At 67.3% G+C, this 17,007-nt stretch carries 15 protein-coding genes; 4 read left to right on the top strand and 11 right to left on the bottom strand.

Features of this window, described 5'->3' with window-relative positions:
* Window positions 1-136 precede the first annotated feature (136 nt).
* Together ACIQ7D_RS16520 and ACIQ7D_RS16515 are read left to right on the top strand one after the other, a co-directional pair.
* On the top strand, window positions 137-1,294 hold the full coding sequence (locus ACIQ7D_RS16520; RefSeq protein ID WP_403938061.1) for an NlpC/P60 family protein: 1,158 nt from the start codon (window positions 137-139) through the stop codon (window positions 1,292-1,294).
* A gap of 278 nt (window positions 1,295-1,572) precedes the next feature.
* Window positions 1,573-2,886 carry a PP2C family protein-serine/threonine phosphatase gene (locus ACIQ7D_RS16515; RefSeq protein ID WP_403938059.1) on the top strand — a complete coding sequence of 438 codons (1,314 nt, stop codon included), beginning with the start codon at window positions 1,573-1,575 and terminating at the stop codon, window positions 2,884-2,886.
* A 66-nt stretch (window positions 2,887-2,952) separates the two neighbouring features.
* On the opposite strand, the gene ACIQ7D_RS16510 is transcribed toward ACIQ7D_RS16515, so the two are convergent.
* The 6 genes from ACIQ7D_RS16510 to ACIQ7D_RS16485 form a co-directional block, all read right to left on the bottom strand.
* Window positions 2,953-3,291 (bottom strand): DUF2516 family protein, encoded by a 339-nt coding sequence (locus ACIQ7D_RS16510; RefSeq protein ID WP_399299920.1) that lies wholly within the window; start codon window positions 3,289-3,291, stop codon window positions 2,953-2,955.
* 137 nt (window positions 3,292-3,428) lie between these two features.
* Complete coding sequence (locus ACIQ7D_RS16505) at window positions 3,429-4,004, bottom strand: hypothetical protein (protein ID WP_403938058.1); 576 nt, start codon at window positions 4,002-4,004, stop codon at window positions 3,429-3,431.
* A 23-nt stretch (window positions 4,005-4,027) separates the two neighbouring features.
* Entirely contained in the window at window positions 4,028-4,486 is a 459-nt protein-coding gene (locus tag ACIQ7D_RS16500) for a helix-turn-helix domain-containing protein (protein ID WP_403938056.1), read from the bottom strand.
* A gap of 116 nt (window positions 4,487-4,602) precedes the next feature.
* Window positions 4,603-4,947, bottom strand: coding sequence for a hypothetical protein (locus ACIQ7D_RS16495; RefSeq protein WP_403938055.1), 345 nt, complete (start codon window positions 4,945-4,947; stop codon window positions 4,603-4,605).
* A 34-nt stretch (window positions 4,948-4,981) separates the two neighbouring features.
* Complete coding sequence (locus ACIQ7D_RS16490) at window positions 4,982-5,575, bottom strand: hypothetical protein (RefSeq protein ID WP_403938053.1); 594 nt, start codon at window positions 5,573-5,575, stop codon at window positions 4,982-4,984.
* A 463-nt stretch (window positions 5,576-6,038) separates the two neighbouring features.
* Window positions 6,039-7,280 carry a TniQ family protein gene (locus ACIQ7D_RS16485; RefSeq protein WP_403938051.1) on the bottom strand — a complete coding sequence of 414 codons (1,242 nt, stop codon included), beginning with the start codon at window positions 7,278-7,280 and terminating at the stop codon, window positions 6,039-6,041.
* A gap of 98 nt (window positions 7,281-7,378) precedes the next feature.
* Here ACIQ7D_RS16485 and ACIQ7D_RS16480 point away from each other — a divergent pair, with 98 nt between their 5' ends.
* On the top strand, window positions 7,379-8,980 hold the full coding sequence (locus tag ACIQ7D_RS16480; RefSeq protein ID WP_403938050.1) for a hypothetical protein: 1,602 nt from the start codon (window positions 7,379-7,381) through the stop codon (window positions 8,978-8,980).
* Between the two features lie 79 nt (window positions 8,981-9,059).
* Here the strand turns inward: ACIQ7D_RS16480 and ACIQ7D_RS16475 are convergent, their stop codons facing one another.
* From ACIQ7D_RS16475 to ACIQ7D_RS16455, 5 genes are all read right to left on the bottom strand, one after another.
* On the bottom strand, window positions 9,060-10,310 hold the full coding sequence (locus ACIQ7D_RS16475; RefSeq protein WP_403938048.1) for a TniQ family protein: 1,251 nt from the start codon (window positions 10,308-10,310) through the stop codon (window positions 9,060-9,062).
* Window positions 10,303-11,568, bottom strand: a complete 1,266-nt coding sequence (locus tag ACIQ7D_RS16470; RefSeq protein WP_403938046.1) for a hypothetical protein — start codon at window positions 11,566-11,568, stop codon at window positions 10,303-10,305. Before ACIQ7D_RS16470 ends, ACIQ7D_RS16475 begins: the two co-directional genes overlap by 8 nt.
* A gap of 1 nt (window position 11,569) precedes the next feature.
* Complete coding sequence (locus ACIQ7D_RS16465) at window positions 11,570-13,819, bottom strand: transposase (protein ID WP_403938044.1); 2,250 nt, start codon at window positions 13,817-13,819, stop codon at window positions 11,570-11,572.
* 26 nt (window positions 13,820-13,845) lie between these two features.
* Window positions 13,846-14,709 carry a TnsA-like heteromeric transposase endonuclease subunit gene (locus ACIQ7D_RS16460; RefSeq protein ID WP_403938043.1) on the bottom strand — a complete coding sequence of 288 codons (864 nt, stop codon included), beginning with the start codon at window positions 14,707-14,709 and terminating at the stop codon, window positions 13,846-13,848.
* 237 nt (window positions 14,710-14,946) lie between these two features.
* The gene (locus ACIQ7D_RS16455; RefSeq protein ID WP_403938041.1) at window positions 14,947-16,065 is read right to left on the bottom strand and encodes an FAD-dependent oxidoreductase; all 1,119 of its coding nucleotides are present in this window, start codon (window positions 16,063-16,065) and stop codon (window positions 14,947-14,949) included.
* Between the two features lie 53 nt (window positions 16,066-16,118).
* Here ACIQ7D_RS16455 and ACIQ7D_RS16450 point away from each other — a divergent pair, with 53 nt between their 5' ends.
* A complete protein-coding gene (locus ACIQ7D_RS16450; protein ID WP_403938040.1) occupies window positions 16,119-16,811 on the top strand; it encodes a TetR/AcrR family transcriptional regulator in 693 nt (230 codons plus the stop codon).
* Window positions 16,812-17,007: the final 196 nt, after the last annotated feature.

The following is a 17,007-nucleotide window of genomic DNA, read 5'->3' as shown; positions in this document are numbered from 1 at the left end:
CGTCTCATCTGCGGGAAGCGGGAAGCGGGGCCTCTGTCGCTTTGACGGCGGACATGGCACGATCTCGCCTGTGGCGGAATATTACTGACGGTTCATCAGATATCTCTGCCGCGTGGTCGGCCTGGAGGGGAAGCTTGTGAACCGACGTCGCTGTGCCTCTGCCGCGATCACCCTGGTCTGCGCGCTCGCCGTGCTGTCCGCACCGGGAGCCGGCTTGCTGGGCCAGGCGTACGCGGCGCCCGCGCCCCCCGGTGTCGCCGGCCCCGCGCCGACCACCTCGCCGCCCGCCGTCGCACCGCCCCCGGTCGAACTGCCCCCGGGCGTCTCGCCGTCGGACATCGCCGCGTCGGGCACGGCCGCGACCTCCCTGGACGAGGTGCGCAAGGAGATAGAGGACCTGTACCAGAAGGCGGCCTCCGCCACCGACGCGTACAACCTCGCCGACGAGCGCGCGAAGAAGCAGTCGGCGGAGGTCGTCGGGTTGACGGAGGACATCGTCAAGGGGCAGGTGCGGCTCGACGCCCTCAAGAAGCAGGCCGGTGCCGCCGCTCGGGCGCAGTACCGGGACGGCGGGCTGCCGCAGGAGGCGAAGCTGATGCTCACCGGCGATCCGCAGCTCTTCCTCGACGGCGTGGCGCGGGCCCGGGAGGGCCAGAAGGCCACGCGGGGCCTCATCGCCGAACTCTCCAGGGCGCAGGAGGACTTGAAGACCTACACCTCGGACGCGGGGACGCGGTGGCAGGAGCTGGAGGCCAACCGCGCGAAGAAGGAGAAGGCGAAGAAGGAGATCACGAAGCGGATCGCCGCCGCCGAGAAGCTGGAATCGAGCCTGGCGCGGAAGGACCGCGCCCGGCTGGCCCAGTTGGAGAAGGACGCCGCGCTCACCGCCCAGACGGCGTGGCTCGGCTCCGGCGCGCTCCAGGAGATCAACAGGACCGCGAGCGCGCAGGGCAGGAAGGCGGTCGAGTTCGCGACCGGGCAGGTCGGCAAGCCGTACGTCTGGGGAGCGGAAGGCCCGGACTCGTACGACTGCTCAGGGCTGACCTCGCAGGCGTGGGCGGCGGGCGGACGGCCCATCCCGCGCACCTCGCAGGAGCAGTGGCGGCTGCTGCCGCGCATCGGCGTCAAGGACATGCGGCCAGGCGACCTGATCATCTACCACCAGGACGCGAGCCATGTGGGGATGTACATAGGCGACGGCAAGATCGTGCACGCGCCCCGGCCGGGGCGGAACGTGACGGTGACGGGCGCGGGGTCGATGCGCATCCTCGGGGTCGTACGACCGGACAAATAGGACCGCCGCGGGTCCCCGGACGGCAGCCGCGTCATGTGGGCGGCCGGTGTGACGCGTTCCATGTTCATCCGCGATGACACGCGCATACGTACGTGATGTTTGTCATGGGCGCGAGGCCCGAATCCCGCCGGATGCGTGACGGGAAGCGGCATATGACGGGGTGGCCCGGTCCGTACGCCATTCCGCTGGGGCGGCGGCTACCGCTATGGTCCCCGTCTGGTGGGGCGTCGATCGTCGCTCCATCGTGCCCTCGGGGGGAGGGAAGGAAACCCAGACCGATGTCCGTACCCGCACCTGTACCCGTACCGCGGCAGCGCACAGGTTCTACAGCCGCCGGCACGGGCACGACGACCACCGCCGACACCACGGCCGTCCCGGCCACCGCCACGGAGTCCGTCAGGGAAGCCGTCACGGAGCCCGTCAAGAGCGGCGCCCTCACGCTGCTGCTGATCGAGGACGACCCGGCGGGCACCTTCGCCACCCCGGAGCTGCCGGAGGCGGCGGGCGCGCAGGTCCGTATCCGCAGCGCCCGCAACCTCACCGAGGCCGAGCGGCTGCTCACGGACGACATCGACTGCATCCTGGTGGACCTCGCGCTCCCCGGCGCGGCCGAGGGCGACGGACTGGGCCCGCTGAAGCACGTCCTGCGGCTCGCGCCGCGCCATGCCGTGCTCGCGCTGGCGGCGGAGGGCGACGGCGAGCGGGCGGCGGCGGCCGTACGGGTCGGCGCGCAGGACTACCTCTTCCGCGACGAGCTGGACGGACGGCTGCTGAGCCGCGCCATCCGGTACGCCGTCGAGCGCAAGCGCGCGGACATCGCCCAGCGCCAGCTCACCGAGTCCCGGCTGCGCGCCCAGGAGAACGCCCGGCTGGAGCGCGGCCTGCTGCCCACTCCCCTGCTCCAGGGCTCGGACCTGCGCTTCGCGGCCCGTTACCGCCCCGGCCGCTCCCGTGCGCTGCTGGGCGGGGACTTCTACGACACGGTCCGTACGCCGGACGGCACGGTCCACGCGATGATCGGCGACGTCTGCGGCCACGGCCCCGACGAGGCGGCGCTCGGCGTGGAGCTGCGGATCGCGTGGCGGGCGCTGACCCTGGCGGGGCTCTGCGGCGATCAGCTTCTCTCCACGCTCCAGCAGGTCCTGGAGCACGAGCGGGAGAGCGAGGAGATCTTCGCGACGCTCTGCACCGTCGACATCTCGCCGGACGGACGGCGCGCCGGGATGTGCCTGGCCGGCCATCCGTCACCGCTGATCGCTCGCAAGGGCCGGGCGGCGCGGCTCCTCCCGTACGAGGAGGGCGGCCCCGCGCTGGGTCTGCTGCCGCGGGCCCGCTGGCCACGTCGGCAGGTGGAGCTGGGCGGCTCGTGGAATCTGATGATGTACACGGACGGCCTGATAGAGGGCCGGGCGGGCCCGGAGACCAGAGCGCGGCTCGGCGAGGAGGGCATGGTCGAGATGATCAACGCCCAGCTCGACGCCGGGCTCCGCGGCGACGAACTGCTGGCGGCGGCCGTCGCGCGGGTGCGCGAGCTGAACGGCGGCGAACTGACCGACGACGTGGCGGTCCTGCTGCTCGGCCGGGGCGCCTGAGCGGCGGCCGTACGGCCTCGTCCGCGGCCTGCGCGTGCCCGCCGTGTGCGCCCGCGCTCGGGCCGGTCAGCGTCCCCCGTTGTACGGACCGTAGGGACCGTCGCTGCTGGAACCGCCGCGCCGTCCACCGCCGCCACCGGAGATCTGCTGGACGGCGGGGCGTACGTCGACCATGAAGACGATCGTGGCGACGAGCCCGGCGATCTGGAGGAACAGCATCGGCACGAAGAGGTTCACGGCGACCGTGACACCGAGAAGGATCAGCCAGAACTTCTTGGTCTGCTTGTCCGCCGCCCGGTAGGCGTCCTCACGGGCCGTCGCGGAGAAGAAGAGCGCGACGACGGCGAGGACGAGCATGGCCATATTGAGCAGCCACAGAACAGAACCGAATGCCGAGAGCAACATGCTGAGCACCGCCTAACAGTGGTGGGAGGACTTGCGGTCCTTGTGCCGATCCGTACGTCGAAGGTACCTGGACAACGGGCCGGACACCCCTGAGGTGCCCGGCCCGGCCTGTTCTCCCGTTCCCCGTCCCGCCCGCTCTACTCGGCGGCGGGAGGAGTGGTCTTCTTGGCGGCCTGCTTGCGCTGCGCGGGCTTCTTCGCGGCGGGCTTGGCCTCGACGGCGGGCTCGGCCTTGGCGGCGGGCTCGGCCTTGGCGGCGGGCTCCGGCTCCACGGCGACGGCGATCTCGGTGATCTCCTCGGCCGCCTCACCGCGCCACGCCCGTACGCTCTGCTCGCCGCGCTCGGCGACCTTCTCGTACGTCTCGCGCGCCCTGACCGCGTACTCCGCGGCCACGCCCACCCCGCGCAGCGCCAGGTCCTGGGCGGTCTCGCCCAGCTTCCGCAGATCGGTGTCGAACGAACCGATCACCTCGGTGACCTTGGCCTGAACGGTCGCCTGGGCCTCCTTGGCCTGGCCGGCGACCTTCTCCTGGACGGCCTTGGGGTCCGAGTTCCGTACGGCGTCGATCCGCCCCGGCGCCTCGGCCCGGATCTGCTCGATCAGCCCGGGCACCTTCCTGGCCTGCTCCACGGCCAGCTCGGCGGTCCCGGCGGCGAAGTAGAGGGGCTTCGGGTCGCTGAAGGTCTTACGCAGGTCATCGGTGATGGCCATGACTGGGGTCCTCCCGGGTCGGTTCAGTCTGAGGGTGGGGTGGGGGTGGCACCGCCGCCGTCCGCACGGGCGGCTCGCTCCGAGCGCTGCTCGGGGGCTGGTTCCGGGGTGTCCGTGTCGAGGGCGTTCTCCGTGTCGAGGGCGTTCTCCTTGCGGAACGAGTCGTAGATCTGGAGCAGCACCTGCTTCTGCCGCTCGTTGATCGAGGGATCCGCGAGGATGACACCCCGCGTCTCCAGTTCCTCCCGCTCCCGCTCGTCGAGCATCCCGGCCTGCACATACAGCGTCTCGGCGGAGATCCGCAGCGCCTTCGCGAGCTGCTGCAGAATGTCCGCGCTCGGCTTGCGCAGCCCGCGCTCGATCTGGCTCAGATACGGATTCGACACCCCGGCGGCATCGGCGAGCTGCCGCAACGAGAGCTGCGCGCTGCGGCGCTGCTCCCGCAGGTACTCACCGAGATTGCCGACGTTGAGTGATGCCATGACGCCATGGTGCGTCGGCTCGCTAACTTTTGCAAGCAGACGCTTGCAAAAGTGTTCTGTCCCACGGTGGCCGCGTGTGACTGAGCAAGACAGTTGTCACTTGAGCAGGACAACTGTCACCGCTCGGCTTGGCGGACTCCCGTGCAGGCGAGGACTGAGTTGACGTCGTCGGCGAGGAAGAGCATGAAGGCCCACGTCCGGTCCGGTGAGAAGATGCAGCCGATCCTGACCTGAGCAGCTTCGAGCCGGGTGAGGATGTCGACGGTGGACGGCAGGGCGAGCGTCTCAGTACCTCGCTTCCTCGCCCGTCGAAGACGAGCCGCGTAGATGCCGGCAAGCTGCCGACTGGGAACGCCGCCGTCCCATACGACGAAGTCGCCTCCGTTGAGGAGCGCGGTTCTGGCGGCTTCGCAGGCCGTGGTCTGGTCGCTCAGCATCCCGGCGAGTACTACCCGGTCCATCTGCCGTCCTCTCGCGTGGTGGCCCGCTGTCCGCTCAGTCGTCGAAGTGGAGCTCAGTCCGGGTCCAGAGGGTGAGGTCGCTGCTGGTGGCGACCGCGAGGGTCAGGCCGGAGGGCGAGAATCCGGCTGCGCGGAGCTCTGAGTACTCGGAGTGGAAGACGTGCCACCACGTCCCTCCCGCCGGCCCTTTGTGGGACCCACCGTCGGCGGAAAGGATGACGCGGTCGTGGGGCCACTCGGGGCTGACGACGTCCAGAGTCCAGCCGTCCGGCGTGGTGCTGTGCAGGCCGCCGCCGAAGAGTCCGGCGATGCGCACCGGAGCGCCTGCGATCGGGGCGAGCCCGGGGCAGGTGAGGTCCGGGTGGGCGTCGGGGGTGCTCGTTTCGGGGTCGGGCTCCCTGTCGCGGGCGATCTTCTCGCCAGTCACCGCGTCGAAGAGTCCATGGCCGTCGCTGGACACGACCATGACGAGGTCGTGACCGCTGTCGGGATGGACGGCGAATCCGATGCCGAGCAGACCCCCAATGGGGGTCCTGCGGTCCAGCACCGTCTGCCACGGTTCCGGAGCCAGCAGGACGGGGGCGGCGAGGTAGCGCTCGCGCAGCTTCTGCTGGTAGTCCGTGATCAACTTGTCTCCTCGGCGCGATCCCCGTTGAGGGTCTCTCGCGCAGCGGCCCACGTCGACTCGAATTCTTGGCGGGTGATCTCGGCAACGCCGTCCACTTCTCGCCAGCCGTGCGGGTGCCTTCCGCGAGGACGCCGTACTGCCGCTCGTAGGAGGCCATGGTTGCGAGGTCGCCGCGGTCACGGATCTCGATGACCTCCGCCATCGAGGCTGCGGTCACGGGCTGGCGCTGAAGTCCTTGCAGGTCGACGTGCCGTAGCGCCCATTCCTTGTCGTCCAGCTCGAAGTACGACCAGACATCGCTCTCGCCGTCGCAGGCACGGATCCATAGCGTCACGCGCACATGATCTCCCGGCAGGAAGGAGACGTGTCCGGTAGGCATGGGTCGGCCACATCCCGTTTACTCTCTTGGATCACGCCGTGCGACTCGGTCCAAGGTGACTACGAGACGCCCGGTGGTAGCCCTTCAAGGTCGGCGTCGAAGGCCGCCTGACGGAATCGGGCCGCGGGCGATGATCTCGTGCATCGGAGCCATGTGCTTGGACCGGTTCATGACGGCGATCCGCAGTGGGAACGAGATCCATCCTTCGCGTCGGAGATAGAGCGACAGAGCCTGATCAAAGTCCCTGGCCTGCTCGATGAGTGGCAGCATTCGCTCGCGGGCCTGGTTCTCGTCCTCGACATCCAAGAGTCGTTCGGCGACTCCAAGTACTGCCCCCATAGGCAGTGGGGGCAGTGGTGGGTCGGTGAAGGGACGGGAGCTGTGCTTCTTGCCAGGCTCGCCGCGAAGGACTGCCGCGCGGGCATAACGTTGTGCGGCTTCATCGTCCAGGACTTCAGCGAGAGTTGGAGTCGCAGCGAAGGGCCGTGCCGCCGGCCAAGACAGGAACACTAGACCCAGAAGAGCCCTGAGGTCTGCGAAGTAGTCGGCAACGGGGATCAACCAGCCGACGCACGAGGTCATCTCGGGGCTCGCGGGATCAAGGAGACTCTGAAGTCGCTGCTGAAGGCCAAGCAGATGTTCCAGCGTCTTGAGGTCGGGAAGGTCTTCGGGGACCACGTGGCCGGATTCGGCAAGCTGGGCGCGACAAGCCGGTTGGATGTGCCCGGTGGTGCGCGAGGCAGTGGTGGTCCGGCACTGGGTCGGGTGCAGGTCTTCGTCCCAAGGGCGGGCGATGACGCTGCCCATCTCGACCTCATCGGTGGGTTGGCGGCACTTGGGACAGCCGACTCGCAGCAGGCGTCGGTGCTTCGTGCAGGCGAAAACCGGCGGAAGGAACCAGGACCGCTGCCAGGCTCCACCATGGAGTTGCTGGATCTCGCTGCCGTCCCCGGTGAGGCATTGCGGACAGTAACGAGGAGTACGAGTCAGCAACCATGCATTGTCGTTGACCATCCTCGCAGCGCTCTTGCGCGGGGTGAACCTCTCGCTCAGGGGCCCGTATCTTCCGGCGAGCGACGAGGTCAGCAGACGACTGACCTCGTCTGGGGTGAGTCGAGTCGCCCGGGTGAAGGAGTGAAGCTCCGCTGGCTCCAAGTCATGCAGAAGCCGGATGGGAACACGGGACAGTCGGTTCTTCTCACTGGCCAGACCGGTACGGATGACGACCGTTCCGGGCGACGTTCCCAGGTGCCGAGAGAGACGAAGGATGTAGCCAGTCAGCGCTTCGTCAGGCAATGGATCGAGGCTGCGGGGCAACGGACGCACGCCCTCATGATGTTCTGACGGCGTCGGATCACGTCGGTCTACAGGTGGATTCATCAGTCCAGCAGTACGGAACGCGTCGATCGGTCTAGCCTTCCTCCATGTCAGCTCTCTCGCCACTGAACCGCGCGTATAACCAGATCCCTAAGCGTGCAGAGAAACAGGAAGGTCCACAACTTCACGAGACGTTCGTCGACTCAGGCGTCGTCGATGTGATCAACACCGTGGACCATCAGGTCATCTACGGCCGTCGAGGCACTGGCAAGACCCACGCTCTCAGTTATCTGGGGTCCGAAGCGACGGGCAACGGCGACCTGGCCCTGTACATCGACCTCCGCACGATTGGATCGGCTAACGGCCTGTTCGACCCGCAGTCGGCTCCGATCACCGAGCGCGCGGCTCGGCTGCTTGTAGATCTCCTCGGCCAACTCCACGAGTCGCTACTCAACGCAGTGCTCGAAGATAGTGCGTTGATAGAGGACGGGCTCTTTGTTGAGAAGGCCGATCAACTCCTCATGGCGATCACCTCAGTTCGAGTCCTGGGCGAGGTGGAGCAGACTGCTGAGGCAGAGAGCAAGACCGGCAGCAAGGTGGGGGCCTCGGCCGAAGCAACGCTCTCCGCTCAAGGCCCGAGAATCTCAAGCAGACTGAGCGCCGATGAGTCCTCCGAGGACCGCGGCATGCAGAGGGAGACACGGAAAGGCACTGAGCAGATCAGCCTCAACTTCAGCGATGTGGCCAAATCTCTTCGTGATCTTGGAAACACGTTGTCGAGCAAGCGGGTATGGCTACTTCTTGATGAATGGAGCAGCGTTCCGCGGGACCTACAGCCCTACTTGGCCCAGTTCTTGACCCGGTGCGTGCTCCCTGTCCAGAAGTTCACCGTCAAAATCGCCGCCATCGAGCAGCAGTCGAATTTTAGAACCCAAGTTGACGGCAACACCATTGGCATCGAACTCGGTGCGGACATGGGCGCTCATGTGAACCTTGACGACTTCCTGGTATACGAAGGAAACGAAGAAAGGGCACGCTCCTTCTTCCAAGGATTGTTCGCTAAGCATCTTCAGAGCCTCGCAACGACCACCCCCAACTCCCCCTTGACGCAGATCTCAGGAAACATCGTATCGGCGGGATTCACTGACAAGCGCGCCTTTGATGAACTCGTCCGCGCAGCGGAGGGAGTCCCTCGGGATGCTTTGTATATCGCCGCCAAGGCCGCGATGAAGGCAGGGCAAGGGAAGATCTCGGTTCCCCTCATCCGGGACTCTACTCGTAGTTGGTACCACGGGGACAAAATGACCGGCCTTGCGAGCTTGACACAGGCTCGCCAACTACTTGAGTGGATCATTGCCGAGGTAATCCGCGGGAAGCGCGCCCGAGCGTTCCTCGTGAATTCAGCTGATGCACGTGACGAGCTTCTTCTCGCGCTCTTCGACGCTCGTGTACTTCATATTCTCCGGCGCGGTTACTCCGCACAGGACAAACCTGGCGAGCGGTTTGACATCTGGGGCATCGACTACGGGGCATACGTCGACCTGGTCCAGACGCAAAGCGCGCCACTCGGCGCCTTGCCTGTCGGCAACGAAGACACCCCGGAGGGCTATGTAGACGTTGACGTGCCTATGCAGGATCACCGAGCGATTCGCCGAGCCGTCCTCGATCTTCAACTGTTCTATACGCCCGAAGGCCAGCAAGACTCATAAAACGAGCAGCCACTTTCCTTCAGTAAGACTTTCGGGCACCATAATTCCCGTCCATACCACCTCGACACCATTTCATCTTCTACCCAATTCGACTTATCCCCTGGTCTTCAATCCGCTGCCCCATGCGCTGGAACGCGCTTCTGTCCTGGCGTGAGGTACGGAGGACCACCCTGAGTGGGCGGGAGGCCCCGTTCAGACTCCGAAACTGATACCCCACCGAGAAGTCTCGGTCCTTGGCCCCATCGATGATCGGTGCCATCGCCTCGTGGGCCGCGATCTCGTCGGAGGCTGACAGCAGCCGGGCGGCGATGCCGAACACCGCGCCGCCGGAGACCGGGTCCGCCGATGGGTCGCTGTAGTGGTGTGAGGCCCGGCGCTGCTTTCCGATCGGGGCGCGGGACTTGGCGAACTCGGCGTGCCGTCGCTCGGCTTCCCGGTCAACCAGTACCGCCAGGGCCTCCGTGTCAGCCAGTTCCCTGGCGTGCGGCCAGGTCATGAAGATCAGTCCGCTCAGAGCACGAAGATCGATGAAGTACTGGGCAGCAGGAATCATCCAGCCGAAGCTGCCCACCAACTTCGGCCCGTCCGGTGCCAGCAGTCCGTCGAAGTGGTACTGGAGCCTCAGCAACGCAGCGACCGTGGCGGGAGCTTGAGGAACCGGGTCCGCCCCGTCGTCGGCCAACCCGGCGCCGCAGACCGTCCGCGTGCCGGGGACGGTGGCCCGGCACTGAGCGGGGTGAAGCCCGGCTTCGGAGCTGCGGGCGATCAAGCTCCCCGTACGTGTGGCATTGATGTCCTGCCCGCAGCGGGGACAACCGTGCAGAAGCAGGCGCTGGTGCCGCAGGCAGGCGAAGACGGGAGGGAGCCGCCAAGACCTCCGCCAAGATCCGCCATGACGCTCCTGGATCACGGACCCGTCGCCTGAAAGGCATCGGGGGCAGTACCTGGTCGTCCTGGTAAGGATCCAGCTGTTGTTGTGGAGCATGCCCGCGGGGGTGCGGGTCTCTGCCAGCAGACGCGCGTTCAGCGGACCGTAGCGCCTGCCCAGCGGAGCAGTCAGCAACCACCGGGCCTCGTCGGGCGTGAAATGAGTGGTACGGGCAAACGCGTTGAGCCGCTGCTCGTCCCGGTCATGCACAAAACGCATGGGGATGCGAACCATGCTGCGGGTCGAGGCCGAAGAGACCAGCCCCGTGCAGACCGCGATCTCCGAGGGAGTGGCGCCGTACAGGTGGGCGAGCCGGAGTAGATAGCCGCGAAGTGACTCGTCCTCCAGCGGATCGAGGCTCCGCGGCAAGGCGCGGAGGCCGGCATCAGGAGCGTCAAGCATCGGCTGCCGGGCGGCCGCCCTGGTCGTCGAAAACGGTGTTCCGGCCGCGCTTGCGGCGCTTGGGCGAGGCTGCCTCTTCTTCATCCCTCAACACGGGGATCTCGCCGGAGGCCGCGTCCCGGCCGGGGATGTTGCCGAGGTTGATGGGGATCTCGTCGAGCAGGTTGATGGACAGGTTCTCCTGGCTGTTCTCCATGGCCTTGGTGCAGCCGTCCTCGATGAGCCGTTTCAGCAGCCCCACGATGCCTTCGGTGCGGCGGAACAAGTACTCGGGCATCGTGCCGTCGGTGAGCATGCCCGGCGCGGCTCGGAAGAGCCGCAGCTGATCCTCGACTCCGGCGAGGTGATTGACCCAGGCGGCGATGCCGTGGGGGGTGTCGTAGTGGAACGGGTTGAGGTTGATCATGTCGAAGCGGCGCTCGGTCTGGGTGGCCGCCTCGTCGTTGTAGCTCTTCCCGCGCTTGGTGGGTGACAGGACCATCTGCCCGGTGCGGGGATCGTGGCGTCCCTCTCGCAGGAGCCCGAAGCCCGGGATGTTGACGCCGATAAGGATGAGGGTGACGTTCAAGCTCATCAGGTCGCGGATGAGATCGAGGGTGTCTTGGTCGTCCTCTCTGTGCATCTTCAGACGCGTGATGTCGTCCATCAGCAGCGCGGTCGTGCAGTGCGCGTGCAGGGACTCCCGGACGTTGCGGATCAGCCCGCGCAGGGTCTTGGCGTGCGGGGCTCCATAGAAGTCCAGGATGGCCTCGCACAGTCCCTTTGGTGTGGCCTTGACCGGTGTCTGACAGTAGGCCACCGGCAAGAAGAGGTCCCGGGTGCCGGGGATCGCGTTCGGGTTGAGCTGGTGGTGCAGGTCGCGCCAGAAGTCCTCGAACTCGGCGGCGGTCTCGCAGGCCGTCTCCGTCTTCCCCTGATAGCCACCACCGTTGATCATCAGCCCGTCGCGGGTGCCGGGCGTCTGCTTCAGCGCGTTGTTCTGGATCCGCGACCGCATCAACGCGGTGACCTGCGCGCTCATCGGTGTCTCCGGCATCCGCAGGTTCACGTGGGTCGCGGCGCGGTGCAGGTCGTGCAGGCCCCGCTTGCGGGGGCTCATGGCCCGGTATTGGTCCAGCGAGAGTCTCGGGGCCGGGATGAACGTTCCTCGCGTCTGACGCCACCGCTGGTATCCCTCGTGGGTCACCCGGTTCGGCGAGGGGCCGAACCGGAGGAACGGGACGACACCGTCCTGTGGTCCGCTCTGACTGTCTGCCATCTCAGTCCTCTCCCTCCTCCGCATCCGGGCCCATCGCCGGCCCGGCAGCGTTGCACTCGTCCTCGTCGGGGAGGACGAACAGGTTTCCCTTGCGGTAGCTGGCGCCCAGCGGGGGCGGCAGTGCGGGCTGTGCCGGCCCGGCCTGTTCCCGGCGCCGACGGCGCTCGGCGTCCAGGCTCTCGGCTGCCTGCCGGGCCTGATCCGGCCATCGGAGAGGGACGACTGTGCCGCCTGCCGCCCGGACGGCGTGTTTCTTCTCGCTTCGTGCGGCGGCGGGCCGGTCGGCAACTGCGGCCTCGGCCTGTGTGACATCACGGGCGTACTCGGTGCGCTGAGACTTCTTCAAACGGGTCGGCCACTGCGTGACCGGTGTCCGCAAGCCGACCAAGTCCAGGAGCAGTGGTAGGAGTTCGGCATCCGTCTTCGGCTTCAGACCGGCCCTCTCCGCGCGCTGTAAGAGGTCACGCACCCGGGCATCACCGAAGGCCGGCACCCTCTCCTCCGGCGGCAGCCCCGTCCAACTCAGCGGACGCCACTCGTGGGAGAGCGGGTCCTGGAAGAACACTGTGCGGCGGTCACGGGGTTCCCGGTGGACGATCCACTGCCCCTTGCGTTTGCCGCCGCGGGTGGACCGCTGGTCGCGGTAGGGGTCCAGGGCCGGGCCGTCGTACCAAAGTCCGCGGATCTTCACCCCGCGACGGCCGTGGATCTTCGTCACCGGGTGCTCTGGTAGCAGTTGGTAGTAGAGCTCGGGCGAGGGGATCTCCATCGCGAAGCCGCCCTGGGCGAAGGAGGCTGCGATGAGCGAGTTCGGGCTGTGGTCGCCGCCCGGGTCCCAGCTCGGCGCGTACTCGCCAAGGCGGCGCTGTTGCCACACCTGAACGATCCAGGTCGCGATCAGGTGTTCCATCTGCTCGATGGTCCACGTCGCATCGCCCTCCGGGTCGGCTCCGCGGTCGGCGACATCGACCCCGGTGTAGCCCAGCAGCTGCTCGAACAGCAGAGTTCGGATACTTCCGAATGCCCTTTCGACTACCTGCTTGTCTGTGGGGCGCAAGACACGAGAGGGAAGGATGTTGTACCCGAGTACGCGCTGGACATCGACGAGATGGTGGTTGCGGTAGACCGACCCGTGGTCGGTTGTCACCGTCTCCGGAGCAAAGAACGGCAGCCCCGCAACCTTGTGGCCGGCGAACTCCGCAACCACCGCGGCGGGCAGCCCGGGGTAGGGCCATTCCATCTCTTCTCCCCAGTCGGCCCGCATTGGCAGCGGCAGCGTCACGTCCCGCAACAGCATCGCGACGTCCACCGAGGTGTCGGAGACCAGGGTGAGCCGGAACGCGCAGAGCGAGTGCGTGTAAACGTCCATGGCGAGAGTGAGATGGACCTTCACCGGGTCGCCGAACACGCTCTCGCGGACCATGACCGGCAGCACAGTGGTGTCCAGCGCCACCACCTGACCGGGACGGTGTAACACCACATGCCCAGCCTTGATGGGCAGCTCCGCCGACCGCGCATAGCGCTGACGGGCCCCACCTGGGCCGAACCATTCCTTCCAGACCCTCAGCAGTGTGTGATAGCCCGGGACCGCAACGTCCGCCCCGAAAGTCTCGCGTACGTACTGGTGGATCATGGCCTCGCGGGTTCGACCGTCCACCCGCGAGCGGTGCAGCGTCTCGGCCCTCACCGCGAAGATCGCCTCCCGCACCTCCTCCCTGATGCTCGGGTGTCCGCCGCTCTCGCGCAGCCATCTGTCGTCCGCGCAGCCGATCAGCCCGAAGCGGTTGCGGTTCTTCTCCCAGCGGATCAGGGTCCGGTAGCCCACCTCGGCCAGGCCGAGCAGCTTTGCTTCCTGGCTGGCCAGGGCCTTGAGTTCGGCGACCTTCGCCAGCCGCCGCTGGGTCAGCGTGGTCACCTCAGGGTTGTACTCGGGCTTGGGTTCACCCGGCCCAGGCCGAAGCGGGTCCCCGCTGCGGAACCCGGTCTTGACCTCCAGCAAATGGGCGGCGCGCAGCTCGGCCAGTCGGCGCTTACCGAGCTCCAAGTCCCCTACCGACGCGGACTGTCGTCCGCGACTCGCCCCCGCTTCCGAGGTCCGCGACGAGGAACGGCAGCGCTCGTGATTGGCAAGGAACCGGAAGGTCAGCCGTTGCCGGACACCGTCCGGCCGCACCAACTGGACACGTCCAAGGTGCGGTTCACGCAGTTCGAACGGTCCACTCCACGTCGTCCAGCACCACTCCGGCGCCAACAGACAGATCCAGCGTATGAGCGGTGTCACGAACCCTCCGAACCAAGTACGACCGTCGAGCGGTCCGCAAGCGGCTGGCTCAGATCAACACCAAGACGGCGGTGCCACAGCAGATGGAGGAGATGAGCCCGCGCGACCGGTTCGAACGCGCTGCCCGTCACGATCTCCTTGAAGCTCAACCCCTTGCCGGCCCCGGCGAACAGGCCCGGCTGAACGCCCAGCGGGTCCGCCAGCGGTCGCCGCCGCGACGACATCTCGTCCACCGTCACCAGCACATGTGGCTTCCACCGCGCTGCCACCGCGTAATGCCAGCCGCAGGTCAGCGCGGCCTCGGCTGTCGCCGCGAAGGACTCGCGGTCCTCCTGCTGGATCAAGTCGGCGGGTCGGACGTCGATCAGCCAGATGCCCAGGCGACTGATCGCGAGGAAGTCCGGGGTGTGCTTGCGCCAACCGGCAGCCGTACGGAACTTCAGCCTCAGTGGCTGCGAGAGCACTTCGGTCACATCGCCGGCAAAGTCCAGAGCCGGGAGCAGCCCGGCCACTTCCAGGCTGTCGAAACCGTGCAGACACCCCGTACTGACCATGTACTTCAGCCCGGGACGATGACGCTGATCCCGCCTCCATGTGAAGCCCCGCATCGGCCCCAGCCTGGTGACCGGAGCCGCTGCCAGGTCGGCCACCGGACAGGTCACCTCGCCCCCGGCGTGACGCCAGGTCGCCGTCCACTGTCGCGTCCAGCCCTCGGCCAGATCGAGCCCGTCACGCCCAGCACCGAGCGAGACGGGGATGAGTAGGTCTTCCCACCGGCACGAATGCGACCACAAGGGCCTGTACCCCGCGTCGTCGGCCGCCTTGGCGTGTACGCTGCCGGATCCCTGAATCTCCGCCATTCCCTCAGACAAGCGAAGCCCTGTCGTACGGCGTAGGCGATCTTCGGTACTGGTGACAACAAGACCGCAAACAATCTCAAGGTGACAAGAAGGATGCACTTTCAGTGACAGCAATCCTGCTCACGCCGTCTCGGAGGACTAGGTCGGAGCCGCTGCCAGGTGACAAGTTCCGTGCTCAGTCACACCGCGGTGGCCGCGGTGGCCGCGGTGCCTCCCAGGCCGGGCGACCACTGGCAGTCAGGATGGCTGGACTTGGTCGAAGAGGGCGAGGGCTTCGGCGGGGTGCGGGCTCACGAGGCGTTCCAGCCCATCCGTCGTGATCTTCGCCCATCTGCCGGCCCGTGCCCACATCTGTTCCTCGAAGGCGCGGACGGCCTCGTCCAGATCTCCAGGGCCGGTGGCGATGGACTCGGCGAGTTCGGCGCCTTCCAGCATCGCGAGGTTCGCGCCCGCCCCCAATGGGGGCATCAGATGGGCGGCGTCGCCCAGTAGCGTCACCCCGAATACGTGGGTCCAGGTGTGGGACACGGGCAGGACGTAGAGGGGGCGGTGGACGAACGCGTTGCCGTGGCGGAGGAGGTCGAGGACGGGAGCGGCCCAGCCGTCGAACAGGGACAGCAGGCTTGATCGCACAGCCTCGACGTCGGCCAGGTCCAGGTTCGTGTGCCAGTCCAGCGGCGCGCGGAACTGGGCGTACACCTTGACGTGGCCGCCGCTGTTGCGCTGGGCGACCAGAGCTCGGTTCACGCCGTACACAGCCATGGAACCCTCGCCGATCAACCGGGCGAGGTCGGGGTGGCGGGTGTCGACGTGGTCGAGGGAGGTCTCGATCAAGGTGACGCCGGTGTAGTGCGGCGTCACCGACGAGACTGCCGAGCGGATCCGGGACCAGGCGCCGTCCGCGCCGACCACGAGGTCGAACGTCTCCTGCCGCCCGTCCGCGAAATGGACCAGTACGCCGTCCCGGGTCCCCGGCACCACCTCTGTCACGCCCCGACCCCACTGGACGTCGAGAGGGCCGAGCAGCAGGTCACGGAGTTGTCCTCGGTCGATCTCGGGATTGGCCCGGTCATCTGGACGAGGTCGCCAGTCGCGCAGGACAGTCCCAGCCGTGTCCAGGATGCGCATGGCCTGCCCCTCAGGACGGGCCAGCGCCTGGAACTCCGCCAGCAGCCCCGCCTTGTCCAGCGCGAGCTGACCCAGCCCTTCGTGCAGGTCCAGCGTGCCACCCGGGGGGCGGGCGTCGGGGGCGGGATCGCGTTCGAGGACGGCGACGGGGTAATCATGGCGGTGCAGGACACGGGCGAAGGTAAGGCCGGCAGGGCCACCCCCGACCACAGCGATACGATGGCTCATGGCAATACACTGTATTTCTCCAATACAATGCATCGCAACAGTACGATGTCATCATGACTGTGTGGGACCGACCGGAGCCGCCGACTCGCCCTGTGCCGCTCGACCGGGAGCGGATCGTAGCCGCCGCCATCGCACTGGCAGACGAGGGCGGGCTGGCGGCGGTGTCGTTGCGCAAGGTCGCCGCCCGGCTGAACGCCGGTCCGATGCGGCTGTACGGATACATCACCACCAAGGAGGAGCTGTTCGACCTCATGGTGGACGAGGTCCAGGCCGAGATTCTCCCCGAGGAGCAGCCCGGTGACTGGCGGAAGGCGCTGCGCACCCTCGCCCACCGCACCAGGCAGGCCGCTCTCCGTCACGAATGGCTGGCCGACCTGCTCGGCGGCCGCCCGGCCCTGGGCCCGAACGGCCTCGCCGTGACCGAGGCCACGCTGGCCGCCCTCGACGACCTCGCCGACATCGACACCGTCATGCGCGCCGTGGAGACTGTCAGCGCCTACTTCACTGGCGCGATCAGGCGCGAGATCGCGAACCTGCGGGCCGAGCGCGCCACGGGCCTGTCCAAGCTCGACTGGCAGCGCGCCTCCGGCCCACATATGACGAGAACGTTGGCCACGGGCCGCTTTCCTGCGCTGGCCAAGGCCGTATACGACGGCACGGACGTGGATGCCGAGGAATCCTTCACGACCGGCCTGGACTGGGTCCTCGACGCCGTGGCCGCCAAACTGACCCAGCCGCCCACGTGACGCTCAGCTCAGAGACACGGCCCAGCCACGGGGGATCGCGCCGGACATCGGCGAGCGGACATCTCCTCGATCAACACGCTGTTCTGCCAGCGCATCCCTTCACAGAGGCCGAGCACCGGCTGACCACCCTTCGCGAAAGCAGGTACCAGACCCATTCGGATCTCCGGGGAACGGACAGCCTCCCAGGCCGGGCACC

Source organism: Streptomyces sp. NPDC096310 (genome assembly GCF_044763125.1).
GTDB lineage: Bacteria > Actinomycetota > Actinomycetes > Streptomycetales > Streptomycetaceae > Streptomyces.
The sequence above is the reverse complement of the archived record's forward strand: the minus strand, read 5'-3'. Positions and strand labels throughout refer to the sequence as shown.